Source organism: Diaphorobacter limosus (assembly GCF_033100095.1).
Lineage (GTDB): Bacteria > Pseudomonadota > Gammaproteobacteria > Burkholderiales > Burkholderiaceae_C > Alicycliphilus > Alicycliphilus limosus.
Map to the genome: position 1 here is coordinate 3,154,705 of NZ_CP136921.1, position 16,319 is coordinate 3,171,023.

The 16,319-nt window shown below is 69.4% G+C and carries 14 protein-coding genes; 7 read left to right on the plus strand and 7 right to left on the minus strand.

The window, feature by feature from the left end; genetic code table 11:
• Positions 1-11: 11 nt before the first annotated feature.
• From P4826_RS15110 to P4826_RS15140, 7 genes are all read right to left on the minus strand, one after another.
• A complete protein-coding gene (locus P4826_RS15110) occupies positions 12-1,187 on the minus strand; it encodes an ABC transporter substrate-binding protein (RefSeq protein WP_317701197.1) in 1,176 nt (391 codons plus the stop codon).
• Positions 1,187-1,675 carry a universal stress protein gene (locus P4826_RS15115; RefSeq protein ID WP_317701198.1) on the minus strand — a complete coding sequence of 163 codons (489 nt, stop codon included), beginning with the start codon at positions 1,673-1,675 and terminating at the stop codon, positions 1,187-1,189. Before P4826_RS15115 ends, P4826_RS15110 begins: the two co-directional genes overlap by 1 nt.
• Entirely contained in the window at positions 1,672-2,988 is a 1,317-nt protein-coding gene (locus P4826_RS15120; protein ID WP_317701199.1) for a CitMHS family transporter, read from the minus strand. The genes P4826_RS15115 and P4826_RS15120 overlap by 4 nt, the downstream gene beginning before the upstream one ends.
• 26 nt (positions 2,989-3,014) lie before the next feature.
• A complete protein-coding gene (locus P4826_RS15125) occupies positions 3,015-5,735 on the minus strand; it encodes a CoA-binding protein (protein WP_317701200.1) in 2,721 nt (906 codons plus the stop codon).
• A gap of 13 nt (positions 5,736-5,748) precedes the next feature.
• A complete protein-coding gene (locus P4826_RS15130; protein ID WP_317701201.1) occupies positions 5,749-7,038 on the minus strand; it encodes an ATP citrate lyase citrate-binding domain-containing protein in 1,290 nt (429 codons plus the stop codon).
• A 120-nt stretch (positions 7,039-7,158) separates the two neighbouring features.
• Positions 7,159-8,529: a sensor histidine kinase gene (locus tag P4826_RS15135; RefSeq protein ID WP_317701202.1), complete on the minus strand. Its 1,371-nt coding sequence runs from the start codon at positions 8,527-8,529 to the stop codon at positions 7,159-7,161.
• Entirely contained in the window at positions 8,516-9,196 is a 681-nt protein-coding gene (locus P4826_RS15140) for a response regulator (protein ID WP_317701203.1), read from the minus strand. The genes P4826_RS15135 and P4826_RS15140 overlap by 14 nt, the downstream gene beginning before the upstream one ends.
• Before the next feature lie 61 nt (positions 9,197-9,257).
• Here P4826_RS15140 and P4826_RS15145 point away from each other — a divergent pair, with 61 nt between their 5' ends.
• The 7 genes from P4826_RS15145 (at position 9,258) to P4826_RS15175 (ending at position 15,602) form a co-directional block, all read left to right on the plus strand.
• A complete protein-coding gene (locus tag P4826_RS15145) occupies positions 9,258-10,370 on the plus strand; it encodes an ABC transporter substrate-binding protein (protein ID WP_317701204.1) in 1,113 nt (370 codons plus the stop codon).
• 28 nt (positions 10,371-10,398) lie between these two features.
• Positions 10,399-11,352, plus strand: coding sequence for an AEC family transporter (locus P4826_RS15150; RefSeq protein ID WP_317701205.1), 954 nt, complete (start codon positions 10,399-10,401; stop codon positions 11,350-11,352).
• Between the two features lie 352 nt (positions 11,353-11,704).
• Positions 11,705-13,282, plus strand: coding sequence for a glycosyltransferase family 39 protein (locus P4826_RS15155; RefSeq protein ID WP_317701206.1), 1,578 nt, complete (start codon positions 11,705-11,707; stop codon positions 13,280-13,282).
• 16 nt (positions 13,283-13,298) lie between these two features.
• Complete coding sequence (locus P4826_RS15160; protein WP_317701207.1) at positions 13,299-13,466, plus strand: hypothetical protein; 168 nt, start codon at positions 13,299-13,301, stop codon at positions 13,464-13,466.
• A complete protein-coding gene (locus P4826_RS15165; RefSeq protein ID WP_317703771.1) occupies positions 13,442-14,395 on the plus strand; it encodes a glycosyltransferase family 2 protein in 954 nt (317 codons plus the stop codon). Before P4826_RS15160 ends, P4826_RS15165 begins: the two co-directional genes overlap by 25 nt.
• A complete protein-coding gene (locus tag P4826_RS15170; RefSeq protein ID WP_317701208.1) occupies positions 14,392-14,799 on the plus strand; it encodes a GtrA family protein in 408 nt (135 codons plus the stop codon). The genes P4826_RS15165 and P4826_RS15170 overlap by 4 nt, the downstream gene beginning before the upstream one ends.
• On the plus strand, positions 14,796-15,602 hold the full coding sequence (locus P4826_RS15175) for a ChbG/HpnK family deacetylase (protein ID WP_317701209.1): 807 nt from the start codon (positions 14,796-14,798) through the stop codon (positions 15,600-15,602). The genes P4826_RS15170 and P4826_RS15175 overlap by 4 nt, the downstream gene beginning before the upstream one ends.
• Positions 15,603-16,319: the final 717 nt, after the last annotated feature.

Consider the following 16,319-nt stretch of genomic DNA (forward strand, 5'->3'; position numbering starts at 1 on the left):
ATGATACCGGCCTACCCCTTCGTGTAACCCAGTGCCGCGCGCCAGCGCAGGATGAAGTCGCGGTAGGCCGCATTGGCGAGCGGCGCCGCCAATTCGGGGCCCAGGGCCACGGGGCGTGCACGATTGCCCAGCAGCTGGCGCAGCGCGGCGCCGGTGGTCTCGCCCTGGGCGTCCTCGCGCAGCGCGTAGAGGCGCGAGGCGGTGGCCATCACCGTCTGGCCGCGCCGCGACAGCAGGTAGTCCAGCCACAGGCGCGCCGCGTTGGGATGCGCCGCGCGGCCGTTGATGAGCAGCACGCGCGACGTGACCAGCGTGTAGTCCTCGGGGAAGATCACGCCCAGGGTGGGCAGGCTGCGCGCCTGGGCCACGGTGTAGGCGCCCAGCAGGTTCATGCCGAAGCGCGCACGGCCGTCGGCCAATTGGCGCACCATCGCATCGGTGGTCAGCAACAGGTGCGGGCGGGCGGCGCTCAGGGCCTGGGCCGTGGCCCAGAAGGTGTCGGCGCTGGCGGCCGCGTCCTGTACGGCGAGGAAGTAGCCCACGCCGGATTTCTGGATGTCGTAGCTCACCACGCCACCCTGCGTGCCCTGGGATTTCGCGAGCCACTGCGCCAGCGCTGCGTGGCTGCGCGGCGCCTCGGCCTCGGGCAGCGAGGGCTTGTGGTGGGCGAACACCACGGGCTCATAGGTCGTGGCCCACAGGCGATCCTGCCACTGGGCCCAGGCGGGCAGGTGGCCCTTTTCGGGCGAGCCGTAGGCCAGCGCATGCCCGGCGGTGGCCAGCGCGACCATCTGGTCCATGGCCGAACTCCAGAGCACGTCGGCGGCTTCGCGGCCGAGCTGGTTCTCGGCGATGAAGCGGTGGTACAGCTCGGTGCTGTTCAGGTCTTCGTAGGTGACGGTGATGCGCGGATACATGCGCCGGAAGTCCGCCACCAGCGGCGCGGCCACGCGCTCGTCAGTGGTGGAGTGAATGGTCAGGCGCCCCTCGTCCTCGGCGGCGCGCACCGTGGTGGCGTAGGCGGCGGGGTAGCCTGCCGGGGCCGTGCCGCGCACGGCGTAGTCCAGCAGTTCGATGTCGCTTTGCGCCAGCGCATGCCCTGCCGCGAGGGGGGCTGCGCCCAGGACTGCCAGCCGGCCCAGCGCAGAGCGGCGCGAGAGCGGATGGCCGGTGGATATCGCTTGCATCAGCAGTCCTCCGACGGCACCAGCAGCAGCGGCTTGCGCGTGCGGCGTGCCACCTCCTGCGCGACCGAGCCGAACAGCAGGCCGGCCAGCAGTCCGGCGCCGCGCGACCCGAGCAGGATCAGATCGACACCGCTGCGCTCGGCTTCATCCAGGATGGCTTGCGGCACGTCGTCGCCCTCGTGGACCAGCAGCTCGGTGATGGGGCGCTGCGGCGCGTTGCCGGCACGCACGGCGTAGAAGGCGGAGATCTGTGCGTCGATGTGCGCACGGGCCCGTGCGGCGCGGTCGTCGTGGTACTGGTTCAACGCCTCCTGCGGCACATGCGAATCGATGTCGATCAGCGAGCGCTCGCGCTCCTCGTCGATCACTGTCAGCACCAGCAGCCGGGCACCGAGGCGGTTGGCGAGATTGATCGCATAGGCCAGCGTGGTTTCGCAGCCGTCGCCCAGGCCGGACGCATAGAGAATGGTCTGGATGTCGGTGCTCATGTGGCGCTCCCCGTCAGCGGTATGACGCCCAGCACCAGCATGGCCACCAGCATCACGATGGCTGCGGACAGCGCCCACAGCAGCGTGAAGCGCTGGTGGTCGCCGAATTCCACCTTGGCCAAGCCGACCAGCAGATAGGTCGAGGCCACCAGCGGACTCAGCAGGTGCACCTGCTGGCCCACGAGCGAGGCACGGGCGATCTCGACCGGGCCGATGCCGTAGACGGCGGCCGTTTTGGCCAGGATGGGCAGGATGCCGAAGTAGAAGGCGTCGTTGGAGATGAAGAAGGTGAACGGGATGCTCAACACGGCCGTCACCACGGCCATGTAGGGGCCCATCCAGTCGGGCACCATGGCGATCACGCTGTTGGCGATGGCGTCCACCATCTTGGTGCCCGAGAGGATGCCCACGAAGATGCCGGCCGCGAAGATCAGCGAAACCACGGGCACGATGTTGGCGGCGTGGGTCTCCAGGCGTTCCTTCTGCTGCTGCAGTTTGGGGTAGTTGATCATCAGCGCAATGGCCGAGGCCACCATGAACAGCACCTGCAGGGGCAGCTTGTCCATGATCAGCACCACCATCAGGCCAATGGTGAGCAGGGCGTTGACCCACAGCAGCTTGGGGCGCGCCAGCGTCGGGTCGCCGCCCGTGACTTCGGCGATGGACTGGTCGCCGCCGTGCAGGTCGTCCGCGCGGATGGTGCCCAGGCGCCGAGCCTCGCGCCGCCCGAGGATGAAGGCGACGAAGGTGCACCAGGCGCCGGTGATGATCATCGGCAGGATCATGGGCACGAAGACGTCGCCCATCTCCACGTGCAGCGCACTCACGGCCCGGGCCGTGGGTCCGCCCCAGGGCAGGATGTTCATCAGCTGGCCCGCCATCATCACCACGCAGGCCAGCACCAGGCGGTTGAGGCCCAGCCGCTGGTACAGCGGCAGCATGGCTGCGCAGGTGATCATGTAGGTGGTGGAGCCGTCGCCGTCCAGCGAGACGCCAGCGGCCAGCAGGAAGGTGCCGACCACGATCTTGGTCGGGCTGCCGCCCACGATGCGCAGCACCAGCTTGACGATGGGGTCGAACAGCCCGGCGTCGATCATGATGCCGAAGTAGAGGATGGCAAACATCAGCATCACGCCCGTGGGTGCGAGCTTTTTGATGCCATCCATCATCATCGGTCCCAGCCCCATGCCGAATCCGCCGATGAGGCCGAACACGATGGGCACCACGATCAGTGCCACCATGGCCGACAGACGTTTGGTCATGATCAACGCCATGAAGACGATGATCATGGTGTAGGCGAGTGCGGTCAGCATGGAGAGGTCTCTTGGTTATTGCTGGTTCAGGCCACGAAACGGCATTGCGATGCCGGCGTGCGCGTATCCATGTTGCGGCCACGGTTGAGGTGGTCGTCCGCCTCGGCGGCGCAGCCCAGCATGCGAGGGTACAGGAAGATGGTGAAGGCGGCCGTTTCCAACTCGCGCTCGCCGATCCGCCCTGCATTCAAAGGCTGCCACAGCATCTTCAGCAACAGTGCCGCGATCACCGCGTCGATGTTCACACAATACACGTTGCGCGAGACGCCGGCATCGAACAACTGCTGCACCAGCGCGCGGTAGAACTGGTGGAACACGTTGGTCTCGCCGCGCTGCTCGAACAGCTTGCCGATGAACACCTCGCGCGGGTCGTAGTTGACGGGCTTGTCCTTGAACACCGGGTGGTTCACGCCGGGCAGCTTGGCGATGTCCAGGCTGCCTGAACCCTTCTTGGCGGCCTTGTACTGTGCGTACTGCTCCACCGCGCGTGTGGCCAGTGCCTTCAGGTCGACGCCGTGCTCGGCGGCTGCAGGGTCCGTCAGGCCGCTGCCCTTGAACTGTTCGCACAGATAGGCGATGCCCTCGTAGCCGTTGCCGCCGTGCGCATAGCCGGTGTGGCTCAGGAAGCCCACCAGCGCCTTGTTCAGCTGCACGCGATCGGGCTGCTCCGGCCCGTCGGACGAAACCGCGCCCTTGGCGCCCTGGGCCGAGATGGCGCCGGGTCCGTTGGTCAGCAGCAGGCCCACCAGGGTCTGGAAGGCGAACAGGTCGCCTTCGCTGGGCAACTGGCCCAGCAGAGCGGCGAAGGCGGTTTCTCCAAGGCTCAGCTCGCCCAGCAGCTTGGCATCGTCGATGCCGCAGAAAGCGCCCGCCTCGTGCTTGCTGGCATCCGCCGATGCGCCGATCAGCGTGCCGAACAATTGCAGCCACCATGGGAAGCTTTCGGCCGTGGCGCGCGAGATGCGCTTGCGCGACAGCGGTCCCCAGGCCAGCGTGGCGCAAATCGCCGCCAGGGCTGCTGCTTCGGTTGGATGGCCGGGCTGGCTGGCCAGCCAGCGCAGGAACACCGAGCGCGCGCCGCGCGCCTTGACTCCCGCCAGCAGACGTTCGGCCTGCGCGTCGGGTTTGTCGCCGGTCAGGTTCAAACCGCTGGCATCCACCTTGGCGATGTCGAAACTGTCGGACAGCGAAGCGCCGAACTCGTTGCCCAGGCCCGCTGCGTGGAAGCGCTCGATGATGCTGCGCAGTGCCTCGCGCGCTGCCTGCTGGCGCTTGGGGCCGACGATGGCGGCAGCGGCGGCCAGCACCGCGTTGGGCGCATTGCCGGCCTCGCGGCTGGCTTGCGCGGCGACCAGCTCGGGCTTGCCGTGCAGGTTGATGTAAGCGGCGATGGTGGGCGCAATCAGCTTGCGGTCGTTCTCGCCGCCCGCGTCGTGCACCAGGGCCAGTGCCACGTTCGACTCCAGCGGCAGCGTGGCGGCGGTGAGCATGCTGGTGCCATGCAGGCTGGTGACCTGCGTCTTGGCGTCCATCTGCGAGGCGCCGGAGGCGTCCTTCATGGACTGGCGCGGCACCACACCGCCGATCTGGGTGTTCAGGATGGCGATCTGCTCGCCGTAGGGCTCGATGGCTTCCACCACGGGGATGCGCAGCGCCTCTGGCAGGTCGAGCCCCTCGTCGGAACCGAACCAGGGCTTGAGGGCCAGGCTGCCTTCGGGCGCGAAGTCCGGCATGGTGGCGTTCTTGCGCATCACGGCGGTGAGCGCGGCTGGGATGTGGGCGATGTTGGTCACCACCGCGCCCTTGGCCGAACACACCGGGTTCTCGGGCGAGAAGATGCCGTCAACGCCGAACTTCTCCATGAACCAGCGTTCCTTGGCCTGGGCGTCGTCGTTGCCGCCGGCCATGGCGCCTGCGTGGCCCACGGCGCGCGTGAGCTTGCTCTTCCAGCGGCCGACAACGCAGGCCACCACGGGCTTGGTGAAGTGCGCGTCATATTCGTAGTAGCCGCCGGGCTCGCAGTACAGCACCGCTGCCTTGCTGCGCGCGTCGTTGGCCAGCGCGAACGCGAATTCGGGCGCGGCGTAGTGGATGTAGACGTCCTTGCCGCTGCTGATGACCGTGGTCGTGCCCCAGCCGGCCATGCGCAGGTACTGCGCGATGGTGGTCGAGAAGCCGCCGGAGTTGGAGAAGATGGCGACGGAGCCGGGTTTGAGCGAATCGCCAGGCTTGTCGCCGCCCAGGGCGCCGCCGATGCGCACCTGGTTCCACGAGTCGGCCACGCCCAGGCCGTTGGCGCCGAAGATGTCGATGCCGTTGTGCTGCCCCATGGCGCGGATTTCGCGCGCATCGTGCACCGCGATCTTCTCGGTGATGATGAAGATCTTGCGCAGGTCGGGGTTCACGCGGATCAGCTCGGCCACGCCGTCGCGCGCCGCCGAGGGCGGCAGGTAGACCACGCCGCAGTTGAAGCGGTGACCCGCAGCCAGCGCGTCGCGCACGTTGTTGTAGACGGGGATGTTGCCGATCGGCGTTTCGAGCACCGAGCCGCCCTTGCCGGGCGCGGTGCCGCAGACCACGTTGCCGCCCGAGTAGGCATGGCTCACGGGCGTGACGTCGCTCGATTCGCCGCCCAGGATGTTGAGCACGCAGACGCGGTCATCGCGCGAGGCGACCTGCGTGAGCGAGCTGATGCCGACGTAGTACTTGAAGTCGCCGACACTGCGCATTTGAACGTTGCTTGGCATGGTGGTTGTCTCCTCAGGCTGCCGCGACCGGTGCTTCGATTCCCAGGCGCCGCGCGATCTGCGCGCGCCCGCCGCCCTGCATCCACGTATCCACGTCCTTGGCGAACTGGATCACCTCGCTCATGTCGGAGTCGAAGCCGAACAGGCGGTAGGGCAGGCCTAGCGCGTCGCAGGTGTCGCGCAGCGCGCCCATGCCGCGCACCAGGTTGGGGCCGCCGCGGCCCAGCACCACGTACAGCGGCGTGGGGCCGTGCTTGCTGAAGTGCTCGCGCAGCGCGTCGGCCATGGCGCGCAGCGTTTCGAAGATGTCGGTGTTGTTGCTCTTGCCGCCGATGATGAACAGCACGTTGGCCTGCTTGAGCCAGTGCTTGAAGCAGATGCGCGCCACCTCCTTCATCTTCTCGTAGGGCGGGTTGCCGCCGAAGTCCGAGCTGATGATGGCCGCGTCGCCCAGCATTTCGGTGACCAGCGAGTTGGCGCCGCCGCCGAAGGTGGGAGCGAGCACCGTGCCCTTGTCGTTGATCACGTACACGTCGCTCTGGCCCTGGTGGGTGCGCAGCGTGTTGATCTCCTGCTCGAAGGCCGAATAGTCGGCGGCGAACAGCTGCAGCGGCAGCTTCAGGCGCTGCCAGCGCGGGTCGTCGCGGTCGAAGCCGCACTTGAAGTCGCAGGCCACGGGCGTCAGGCGTCCCTTCTTGTCGGGCCGCATGCGGATGGGGTTGAGCTCCAGCGTGGTCATGCCGAAGTTGTGGTACAGCTCCCAGAGCTTGGGCAGCTGCTGCACCAGCGGCGAGATGATCTCCTTGGGCGCGCCGATCTCGGTCAGCGCGTTGGCCACCACGAAGGCCTTCAGGCCCGTCAGCGGATCGAAGGGCACCATCGCCACGTGCTTCTTTTCCAACTCCTCGATGTCCATGCCGCCCATGTGCGTGAGCGTCATCATCGGGGCGCGGAAATGCGTGGAGTCGGTGATCGAGAAATACACCTCGTGCTCGGCGGGCACGCCGGCTTCGAAGGTCACGCCGTTGGCCTTGGCCTTGTTGTGGCCGACCTTGTGTTCTGCGAAGTACAGGCGCTCTTTTTCGGCCAGCGCGGTCTGCAGGTCCTTGGCCTTGCCCAGCAGGCCGGCCTTGCCCTTCTTGCCGATGCCGCCCTTGAAGACGGGCTTGATGAAGATCAAGCCATGCTTGGCAAGCATGGCCTTGATCTCTTCTTCGCTGGCCGCTGGGCCAAGCACCTCGGTAACAGGAAATCCCGCGAACTCGAGCAGGCGGGCGCCATGTAGCATGCCGGTGATTTGCATGGTGTTGTCTCCTTGGATCAGGCCGATTTATGTCGGTTGTCATCATGATAGAAAGCATGACCTTTCGGCAAGCTTTCATTGAACTCTCGTGGATTTCCCCATGCGGGTGCGGGTGCTGCGTCAGCCAGGAAAGCGCACGCTGGCCAGCAGGCCGTGTCCATGGGGCGGGTCGCCCAGCGTGACCCGCGCGCCGTGCCGCTCGGCGATCTGGCGCACGATGGCCAGGCCCAGGCCGCAGCCGTCGGCCCCGGAGCCATGCAGGCGGTAAAAGCGCTCGAACACCGTCTCGCGTTCGGCGGGCGCAATGCCCGGGCCGTCGTCCAGCACCTCGATGCAGGCGTGGCCTGTGTCGTCGCGGCGCACTGCCACGGCCACCTGCCCGCCCGCGGGCGTATAGCGGATGGCGTTGTCCACCAGGTTGGCCACCAGTTCGCGCAGCAGCAGCGGCTGGCCTGGCACGGTCACCGGGGCATGGCCGTCGAAGCCCAGCTCGATGCCGCGCGCCAGCGCCGGCGTCAGCAGGTCGAAGCAGACCGTGCGCGCCAGCTCCACCAGCTCCACCGGCTCCTGTGCGGTCGTGGCCGCCGGGTCGCTGCGCGCCAGCGCCAGCAGCTGGTGCACCATGCGCGAGGTGGTGTCGGTGCTGTCGTGGATCTCCTGGACGATGTCGCGCATGGCCTGAACGTCCTGCTGCGCCAGGGCCTGCGCGGCCTGGGCCTTGAGCACTGTCAACGGCGTCTTGAGCTGGTGCGAGGCATCGGCGATGAACTGGCGGTGCGCCTCGTTCAGGCGCCGCTGGCGGTTGGTGTGCAGGTTGATGGCCTCGATCAGCGGCACCACCTCGCGCGGCACGCTTCCGAGGCGGATGGGAGTCAGGTCGGCCTGTCCGCGCGCGCGGATTTCGTCGCGGATGCGCTTGAGCGGCAGCAGGCCGCGGTGCACGCCCAGCGTGATGAGCAGCGCGGCCATCGCAACCAGCGCAAGCTGCAGCGCGCCGGCGTCCAGCAGCACGCGCCGCGACAGGGCCTGGCGCGCGCCCAGGGTCTCGGCCACCTGGATCAGCAGCTGGCCGCACAGGTGCGGGTCGTACAGCGGCCGCCGCAGGGCCACGATGCGCACCGGCTCGCCGCGGTAGCGGGCGTCGAAGAAGACCGGCTGGCCATCGCCGGGGCCGGATGCGGATGGCGGTGCCGGCAGGTCGTCGTAGCCGGTCACGGCCACCGGCGGGTCCAGGCAGCCGACCCGGTAGAAGATGCGGTCCTGGGCACGCGATTCGAGCATTTCCAGCGCGGCATCGGGCACGTCCACGCCCAGGCGCCCGTCCTGCACCGACACCTGTTCGGCCATGGCCAGCGCGGAGCCCAGCAGGGTGCGGTCGTAGGCCTCGTTGGCCAGCGCCAGCGTGCGCGCGTATTGCACGCGAAAGCCGATGGCCCACAGCGCGATGAGCGGCACCAGCAGCCAGCGCAGCAGGTGGCTACGCAGGCGCATCGTCCACCGCCTCCAGGCGGTAGCCCAGCCCGCGCAGCGTGCGGATGGAGGCGCCGCTGCCTTCGAGCCGGCGGCGCAGCCGGTGCACGTACAGCTCCAGAGCCTCGGGGCTCACGGCGTCGTCCAGCGAGCACAGCTGACCGCTGATGTCGCGCTTGCTCACCGGCTGGCCGCTGCGGGTGACGAGGATTTCCAGCACGCCATGCTCGCGCCGCGGCAGCTCCAGCGGCTTGCCGGCGATGTGGAACTGCATGGCCACGCTGTCGTAGCTCAACGCGCCCACCTTGAAAACCGCATGCGCGCGGCCCCGGTGGCGGCGCGCCAGGGCGCGCAGGCGCGCCACCAGCTCGTGCAGGTCGAAGGGCTTGGGCAGGTAGTCGTCCGCGCCCGCGTTCAGGCCGCGCACGCGGTCGGGCACTTCGCCCGATGCGGTCAGGATCAGCACCGGCACGTCGTCGCCGCGCGCCCGGATGCGCCGCAGCACCTCGATGCCGTCCAGGCTGGGCAGGCCCAGGTCGAGAATCACCACGTCGTAGCGCTCCACCTGCAGCAGGGCGTCGGCGTGCAGGCCGTCGGCCACGGTGTCCAGCACCATGCCGGCGGTGCGCAACTCGGCCGCCAGGGTGCGCACCAGCTTGGGGTTGTCTTCGATCAACAGGGTTCGCATCGGGAGGGTGGGGCCGCTCTGCGCCGGCCTGCGGAATAATGGGTCAGCGACAGGAGGAACGATGTCATTGCGAGTGTGGTTGGGCGCCTGCCTTCTGCTGTTGACGTTAGCCGTGGCCCAGGCGGCGCAGCAAGAGGGTTACCCCGTGGAGTATGCGGCCACGGTGGCGGCGGCGCGGCGCGAGGGGCAGGTGGTGGTCTATGCGTCCACCGACACGCGGGCGGCGCAGCCGCTGATCGACGATTTCCAGGCGCTCTACCCGGGTGTCGCGGTGCGCTACCACGAAGGCGACAGCATGGGCATCTACCAGCGCTTCCTGCAGGAAAGCAGCGACGGCCTGCCCGGTGCGGACGTGCTGTGGAGCTCGGCCATGGACCTGCAGATGAAGCTGGTCAACGACGGCCATGCGCTGGCCTATGCCTCGCCCGAGCGCGCCGCGCTGCCGGACTGGGCCGTATGGCGCAACGAGGCTTACGGCACCACGCTGGAGCCGGTGGGCTTCGCCTACAACAAGGAGTTGCTGGCCAAGGGCGAGGTACCGCGCACGCATGCCGATTTCATCCGCCTGCTGCGCGCGCAGCCGCAGCGCCTGCACGGGCGGGTCGCCACCTATGACCTGGAGAACTCGGGCCTGGGCTTCCTGGTCGCCACGCAGGACGCCCGGGCGTCGGGCATGCTGTGGGAGGTGGGGCGCGAGCTGGGGCGGCTCAAGGCCCGGCAGATGACCAGCACGGCCGCCATGCTGGACAGCATTGCCGCGGGCGAAAGCCTGCTGGCCTACAACCTGCTCGGCTCCTACGCCGGCGAGAAGATGCGCGCCCACCCCGCGATCGGCTTCGTCTACCCGGTGGACTACACGCTGGTGGGCTCGCGCATCGCCTTCATCCACCGGCGGGCGGCGCACCCGAACGCCGCCAGGCTCTGGCTGGACTACCTGCTGTCGCGGCGCGGCCAGAGCCTGCTGGCCAGCCAGGCAGGGCTGATCGCGCTGCGCAGCGGCATCCAGGGCGCACAGACCGCCGCCGCGCTGCAGCAGGAGGCCGCGGGCAACCTGCGGCCCATCGGCATCGGGCCCAGCCTGATCACCTACCTCGACCGCCATAAGCGGCAGGACTTCCTGCGCCGCTGGCAGCAGGCGCTGCCGCCGCCGGGCGCTGAATCCCAGGGGAAGTGAGGCACGGAAGGCAGGGAGAATACGGCCCGTGCTGTCCGTCCTGCTCGTCACCTTCCCCTTCTTCGCCCTCGTCCTCTGCGGCTACCTGGCCACGCGCGCGGGCGTGCTGCCCGTGTCCGCCATCGGCGGGCTCAACACCTTCGTGCTGTACTTCGCGCTGCCGTGCATGCTGTACCGCTTCGGTGCCGGCACGCCGGTCGCGCAGCTGCTGGACCCGGCCGTGGCCGGCGTGTACCTGCTGTGCGCGCTGCTCATGGTGGCGGGCACCATCGCGCTGACCCGGCGCGGCGCCATCGGCTGGAACGACGCGGCCTTCGGCGCCCTGGTCGCGGCCTTTCCCAACACCGGCTTCATGGGCGTGCCGCTGCTGGTGGCGCTGCTGGGCGAGCAGAGCGCGGGCCCGGTGATCCTGACCATGGCGGTGGACATGGTCGTCACCACGTCGCTGTGCATCGCGCTGTCGCGCCTGGATGGCGCGGGCGCGCACGGCGTGGCCGTGGCGCTGCGCAATGCCTTCAGGGGCATGGCCACCAACCCCATGCCGTGGTCCATCGTGCTCGGCGGCGTGGCGTCGGCGCTGCAGTGGCGGCTGCCCGGCCCGATGGACAAGACCCTGGCCATGCTCGCGGGTGCGGCCTCGCCCGTGGCGCTGTTCACCATCGGCGCGGTGCTGGCGCGCTCGCAGATGAACCAGCATGAATACGTGCCGCCGCGCCTCTATGTGCCGCTGGCGCTGGCCAAGCTGCTGCTGCACCCGCTGCTCGTGTGGTGCGTGGGCCGCGCGGCGATCGCGCTGGGCGCGCCGCTGTCGCCGTTCACGTTCACCGTGCTCGTGCTGCTGGCCGCGCTGCCCAGCGCCAGCAACGTGGCGCTGCTGGTGGAGCGCTTCGGCGCGCACGGCGGGCGCGTGGCGCGCATCATCCTGGTGTCTACCGCGCTGGCCTTCGTCAGCTTTTCTGCGGCCGTCGCGCTGATGAAGTGAAACACCCCCTGAGTCGCTTCGCGCCTTCCCCCTCTCTCACGCTGCGCGTGGGAGGGGGACGCAGCCCTCGCTGCGGGGCGGCCCTTGCTCGGCTGCCCGCGCATGGGGCGCGCCAGTTTCATGCGGCGCGGGTGATGCGCAGCATCGTGGAGAGCTGAAGTGAAACAGAGCCCCACGATGAGCGCGCCAGACTCCTTCCCCCTCTGGGGGAAGGCTGGGATGGGGGCTCGCCCGGCGCTGGCGTGCTCGGCGTCGCTGGCCCCTACCCCAACCCTCCCCCAGAGGGGGAGGGAGCGGCGGCCGCGCCAGTTTCATGCGATTCGGGTAGCGCGCAGCGCTACGGAGAACTGAAATGCACCATTCCGTCGATCCGGTACTGTTGAGAACGCCGCGCGTCCTGCCGTGGCTCGTTGCGGCCTGTCTGGCCTGGGCCGTGGCCTCGTGGCTGGCCAGTGCCAACCTGGACGGCTACAACGACATGCTGGAGAACTACGCCTGGTCCCAGCCGCTGCGCTGGGGCACGCACAAGCATCCGCCGTTCTTCGCCTGGGCCGTCGGCCTGTGGTTTGCGGTGTTCCCGCAGAACGACCTGGCCTACCGGCTGCTGTCCTACGCCAACGTGCTCGCGGGCCTGTGCGGCGTGTGGATGCTGGGGCGGCGCCTGCGGCTGGGGCAGCTGGCGCCCTGGGGTGCGCTGCTGCTCTTGTGGAGCCTGCCCTACACCAACCTGGCCGGCAAGTTCAACGCCAACAGCCAGCTGCTGTCGCTGTGGCCCTGGGCCGCGGCGCTGCTGCTGGCCAGCTGGCAGGAGCGCGGCTGGCGCGGCGCCTGGTTCAGCGCCTGGCTGGGGCTGGTGGCCGCGGCCTGCATGCTGAGCAAGTATTACAGCGGCGTGTTCCTGGCCGGCTTCCTGGTGCCCGTTCTGCTGCACGGCGAAGGCCGGCGCTGGCTGGCCACGCCCCGGCCCTATCTGGCGCTGGCGGTGTTCGCGCTGGCGCTGTTCCCGCACGTGGCCTGGGTGGCGTCGCACGACTGGGCGCCGCTGGGCTACGCCATGGACCAGGGCGGCGGGCAGGTGGTGTGGCGCTACGTGGCGCGCTTTGCGCTGGCGCCGCTGTTCTACTGGCTGCCGGCCTGGCTGGCGCTGTGCCTGGCCTGGGCCCGGGTGCAGGCGCGCGAGGACGGCGCACCCTGGGCGCGCGCCGCCCTGCGCCTGCTGGCGCGCAGCTGGCTGCCGCGCGGCTGGGACGACGTGTTGTTCTGGCTGGCCTGCATGCCCTGGGCGCTGACGCTGGCCTTCGGCCTGGCCGGGGTGGTGGAGCTGTCCACGCCCTGGGCGATCCCCATCGGCTACGCCTTTGCGCTGCTGTGGCTGCGCAACCTGCAGCGGCTGGCCCCCGCCGCAGCGGATGGGGCGCTGCAGCGCCTGGGCCGCGCCTGGTGGCCGATGCTGGCGCTGGTGCTGCTGCTGGGCGTGGCATGGGCCACGGTGAATGCGCTGCGGGGCGACAAGGGCTATTACCGGCCCACGCAGGATGCGGCGCGCGCCATCCTGCAGGCCTGGCAGCAGCGCCACCCGGGCCAGCGGCTGGACTGGGTGGGCGGCGACTGGGCCGAGAACGCCATGCTGGCCTTCTATGCCCAGCCGCATCTGCTCACCGTGCCGGGCGTGCCCGGTACCGAGATCGCGCGCCTGTCCGCCCTGGGCGCCTGGCAGGGGCGCAACGGCCTGCTGCTGTGCCCGCTGGGGCCGGTGGCGGCGCCGCAGCCGGCCAGCGACTGCCAGCGCCAGGCGCAGGACTGGCTGGGCGCGCAGGGCCTGCCGGTGCAGGCACGGGTGCTGCAGGTGCAGCGCGGCGGCTGGCGCTTTCCGCGCCCGCAGGCCTGGGCCTATGCGGTGTATGACGTGGATGCAGCCCCTGCACGCTGAACAGACAATCGACACCATGACCGAAACGCCCGCCCCCTACCGCGTCACGCCGAATGCGGACTACCACGCCGACTACGCCCCGGCCGCGCCGCCCGCGCAACTGCCGCGTCGAATGCGGACTACCACGCCGACTACGCCCCGGCCGCGCCGCCCGCGCAACTGCCGCGTGCGCCGCTGCGCCTGAGCTGCGTGGTGCCGGCGCACAACGAGGAGGCCAACCTCGAAGACTTTGTGCGCGCCCTGGCGCAGGCGGCGGGCCGGCTCACGCCCGAGTTTGAAATCATCATCGTCAACGACGGCAGCCGCGACGCCACCCACGCCGTGGCGCTGCGCCTGGCGCAGGATCTGCCGGTGCGCTACCTGGCCCTGTCGCGCAACTTCGGCAAGGAGGCGGCGCTGACGGCCGGCCTGGCGCACGCGCGCGGCAGCGCCGTGCTGCTGATAGATGCCGATTTCCAGCATCCCCTGGAGCTGCTGCCCGAGATGCACGCGCTGTGGCTGGCGGGTTACGACATGGTCTATGGCGTGATCGTCGATCGCGGCTTTGAGAGCGGCACCAAGCGCGTCGGCACCGGCCTGTTCTACCGCCTGATCAACACCGGCAAGCAGGTCAAGGTGCCGCCCAACGCGGGCGACTTCCGCTGGATGGACAGGCGCGTGGCCGACGCCCTGAACGCCCTGCCCGAGCGCAACCGGTTCATGAAGGGCCTGTACGCCTGGGTGGGCTTCAAGGCCGCGGCCCTGCCCTTCGTGCCGCACGACCGCGCGGGCGGGCAGACCAGCTTCAGCATGCGCCGCCTGGGCTCGCTGGCGCTCTTGGGGTTGACCTCTTTCACCACCCTGCCGCTGCGTGTGTGGAGCGTGGTCGGCAGCCTGGTGGCCCTGCTGGCGCTGGTCTACGGCGCCTGGATCACGCTGGACACCATCCTGCATGGCACCGACCTGCAGGGCTGGCCCACGCTGGCCGCCGGCATCATGCTGTTCTCGGGCGTACAGCTCATGTCCATCGGCATCCTGGGCGAGTACATCGGCCGCATCTACGAAGAGGTCAAGCGCCGCCCCACCTACCTCGTCGCGCGCGACGAGGACAACAGCCCCTGGCGCGACTCATGAGCGCGCAAGCCCTGGCCAGCCAGCTCACGCGCCTGCCCCAGCCGTTGCAGTTCGCGCTGGTGGGGGGCTGCGCCGCGGCCACGCACCTGGCGCTGGTGGCGCTGCTGGTGCAGCTCACGCAGATGGCGCCGCTGGTGGCCAATGTGCTGGCCTTTCTGGCGGCCTTCGTCGTCAGCTACAACGGCCATGCGCTGCTCACCTTTGCCAGCGCCGGCGCGCGCGGCTGGCCCGTGGTGGGGCGCTACTTCGCCGTGGCCTGCCTGTCCTTCGTGGGCAACGAGCTGCTGTATGCCCTGGCGCTTGACTGGTTGCACTGGCATTACCTGTGGAGCCTGGCCGGTGTGCTGCTGCTGGTGGCGGTGGCCACCTTTGTCCTGAGCAAATTCTGGGCCTTCAAGGCATGAGCGCCGGCACCCGCGGCATCACCCTGTGCGCCGACGACTACGCGCTGCACCCCCTGGTGGACGAGGCTGTGGTGCTGCTGGCCCAGGCCGGCCGCCTGTCCGCCACCAGCTGCATGAGCACCGCCCCGCGCTGGCGCGAGGCCGCGCCGCAGCTATTGCCCCTGCGCGGGCGCATCCAGCTGGGCCTGCATTTCAACCTGACCGAGGGCCATGGCGGCGCCCACGCGGCGCACAGCCTGGGCCAGGTGCTGACGGCGGCCTACACCCGGCGTCTGCCCGCCAGCGCGCTGCAGGACGCCTGGCGCGCCCAGCTTGACGCCTTCGAGGACGCCATCGGCAGTGCGCCCGACTTCATCGACGGCCACCAGCATGTGCACCAACTGCCCGGCGTGCGGCGCGCCTTGCTGGCCGAGCTGCAGCGGCGCTACGCCGGCCGCGCCATGCCTTGGGTGCGCTCCACCGCGCCCGCCGGCCGGCTGTGGCGCGACCCCAAGGCCTTTGTTATCGCCCTGCTGGGCGGCTGGAGCGCCACACGGCTGCTGCGCCGCGCTGGCGTGCTGCAGAACCAGGGCTTTGGCGGCGTGTATGGCTTTGACGCGGCCACGCCCGGGGAGTACGGCGCGCTGATGCAGGCCTGGCTGGAGGAGGCGCGTGACGGCAGCCTGCTGATGTGCCACCCCGCCACCGCCGAGGTGCCGGGTGACGCCATAGGTCGCCAGCGTCCGGTGGAGTTCGCCTACCTGATGTCGGACGCCTTTGCCCAGGCGCTGCAGCGGCAGGGCTGCCAGATCAAGCAGTTCTAAAACGGTAGCTGCTGGCGCTTGCTGGTATTGCGCTGGCGGCCGGGAGCGCCGGCGTTAATTGGGGTCAGATTCCAATTAATTTTGGCCTCTAGGGCTTGCTGGTATTGCGTGAGTAGCTCTTCTTCTTGATGTTTGCTGGCCGGGACTCGCCCCGGCGGGTGACCTCCTTTCTTGCTCGTGCAAGAAAGGAGGCAAAGAACACCCCCCCAAGTCTGCGACCCCTTCGCTGCGCTACGGGGCAAACCTGTGGCGGGGTGCTTGCGGGGTGTGCCGCAGAACTCACTGCGCGCTACGCGCTTCGTTCAGACAACTGCGGCAAATCAGTCTACGCAAGCATGCGCGCTTCGACGCGCATGCTCACCCCGCAAGCACCCCGCCCCAGGCGCAGCCCCAGGGGGTTGAATAGCCCGACACGGGCCATCGCTGCGCTCGGCCTGGTGCTGCGCGGCGCGAAGCGCCCGCGCCGTTGGGGGCCGAGCGCAGCGATGGCCCGTATCACGGGTGCCCTTCTGGCCGTGCCGAGAAGCGCAGGGCGCGGGGCGGGCTGGCGCCGCAGGACGCCAGCCTTCGTGATCTGACTTGCCGCAGTTGTTTGAGCGCAGCGCCGCAGGCGCGTAGCGAGTTCTGCGGCACGCCCCGCGCACGAGCATCGCAGGTTGCCCGTAGCGAAGCGAAGGGACACGGACAGTAGGGTCGTCTTTCTTTGGCCTACCTTTC

Bases quoted from the DNA above. Each gene is read 5' to 3' on its own strand.
- P4826_RS15155 (WP_317701206.1), top strand. From the start codon at position 11,705: ATGCACCATTCCGTCGATCCGGTACTGTTGAGAACGCCGCGCGTCCTG.
- P4826_RS15160 (WP_317701207.1), top strand. From the start codon at position 13,299: ATGACCGAAACGCCCGCCCCCTACCGCGTCACGCCGAATGCGGACTAC.
- P4826_RS15110 (WP_317701197.1), bottom strand. From the start codon at position 1,187: ATGCAAGCGATATCCACCGGCCATCCGCTCTCGCGCCGCTCTGCGCTG.
- P4826_RS15140 (WP_317701203.1), bottom strand. From the start codon at position 9,196: ATGCGAACCCTGTTGATCGAAGACAACCCCAAGCTGGTGCGCACCCTG.
- P4826_RS15135 (WP_317701202.1), bottom strand. From the start codon at position 8,529: ATGCGCCTGCGTAGCCACCTGCTGCGCTGGCTGCTGGTGCCGCTCATC.
- P4826_RS15120 (WP_317701199.1), bottom strand. From the start codon at position 2,988: ATGCTGACCGCACTCGCCTACACCATGATCATCGTCTTCATGGCGTTG.
- P4826_RS15130 (WP_317701201.1), bottom strand. From the start codon at position 7,038: ATGCAAATCACCGGCATGCTACATGGCGCCCGCCTGCTCGAGTTCGCG.
- P4826_RS15175 (WP_317701209.1), top strand. From the start codon at position 14,796: ATGAGCGCCGGCACCCGCGGCATCACCCTGTGCGCCGACGACTACGCG.
- P4826_RS15170 (WP_317701208.1), top strand. From the start codon at position 14,392: ATGAGCGCGCAAGCCCTGGCCAGCCAGCTCACGCGCCTGCCCCAGCCG.
- P4826_RS15115 (WP_317701198.1), bottom strand. From the start codon at position 1,675: ATGAGCACCGACATCCAGACCATTCTCTATGCGTCCGGCCTGGGCGAC.
- P4826_RS15125 (WP_317701200.1), bottom strand. From the start codon at position 5,735: ATGCCAAGCAACGTTCAAATGCGCAGTGTCGGCGACTTCAAGTACTAC.
- P4826_RS15145 (WP_317701204.1), top strand. From the start codon at position 9,258: ATGTCATTGCGAGTGTGGTTGGGCGCCTGCCTTCTGCTGTTGACGTTA.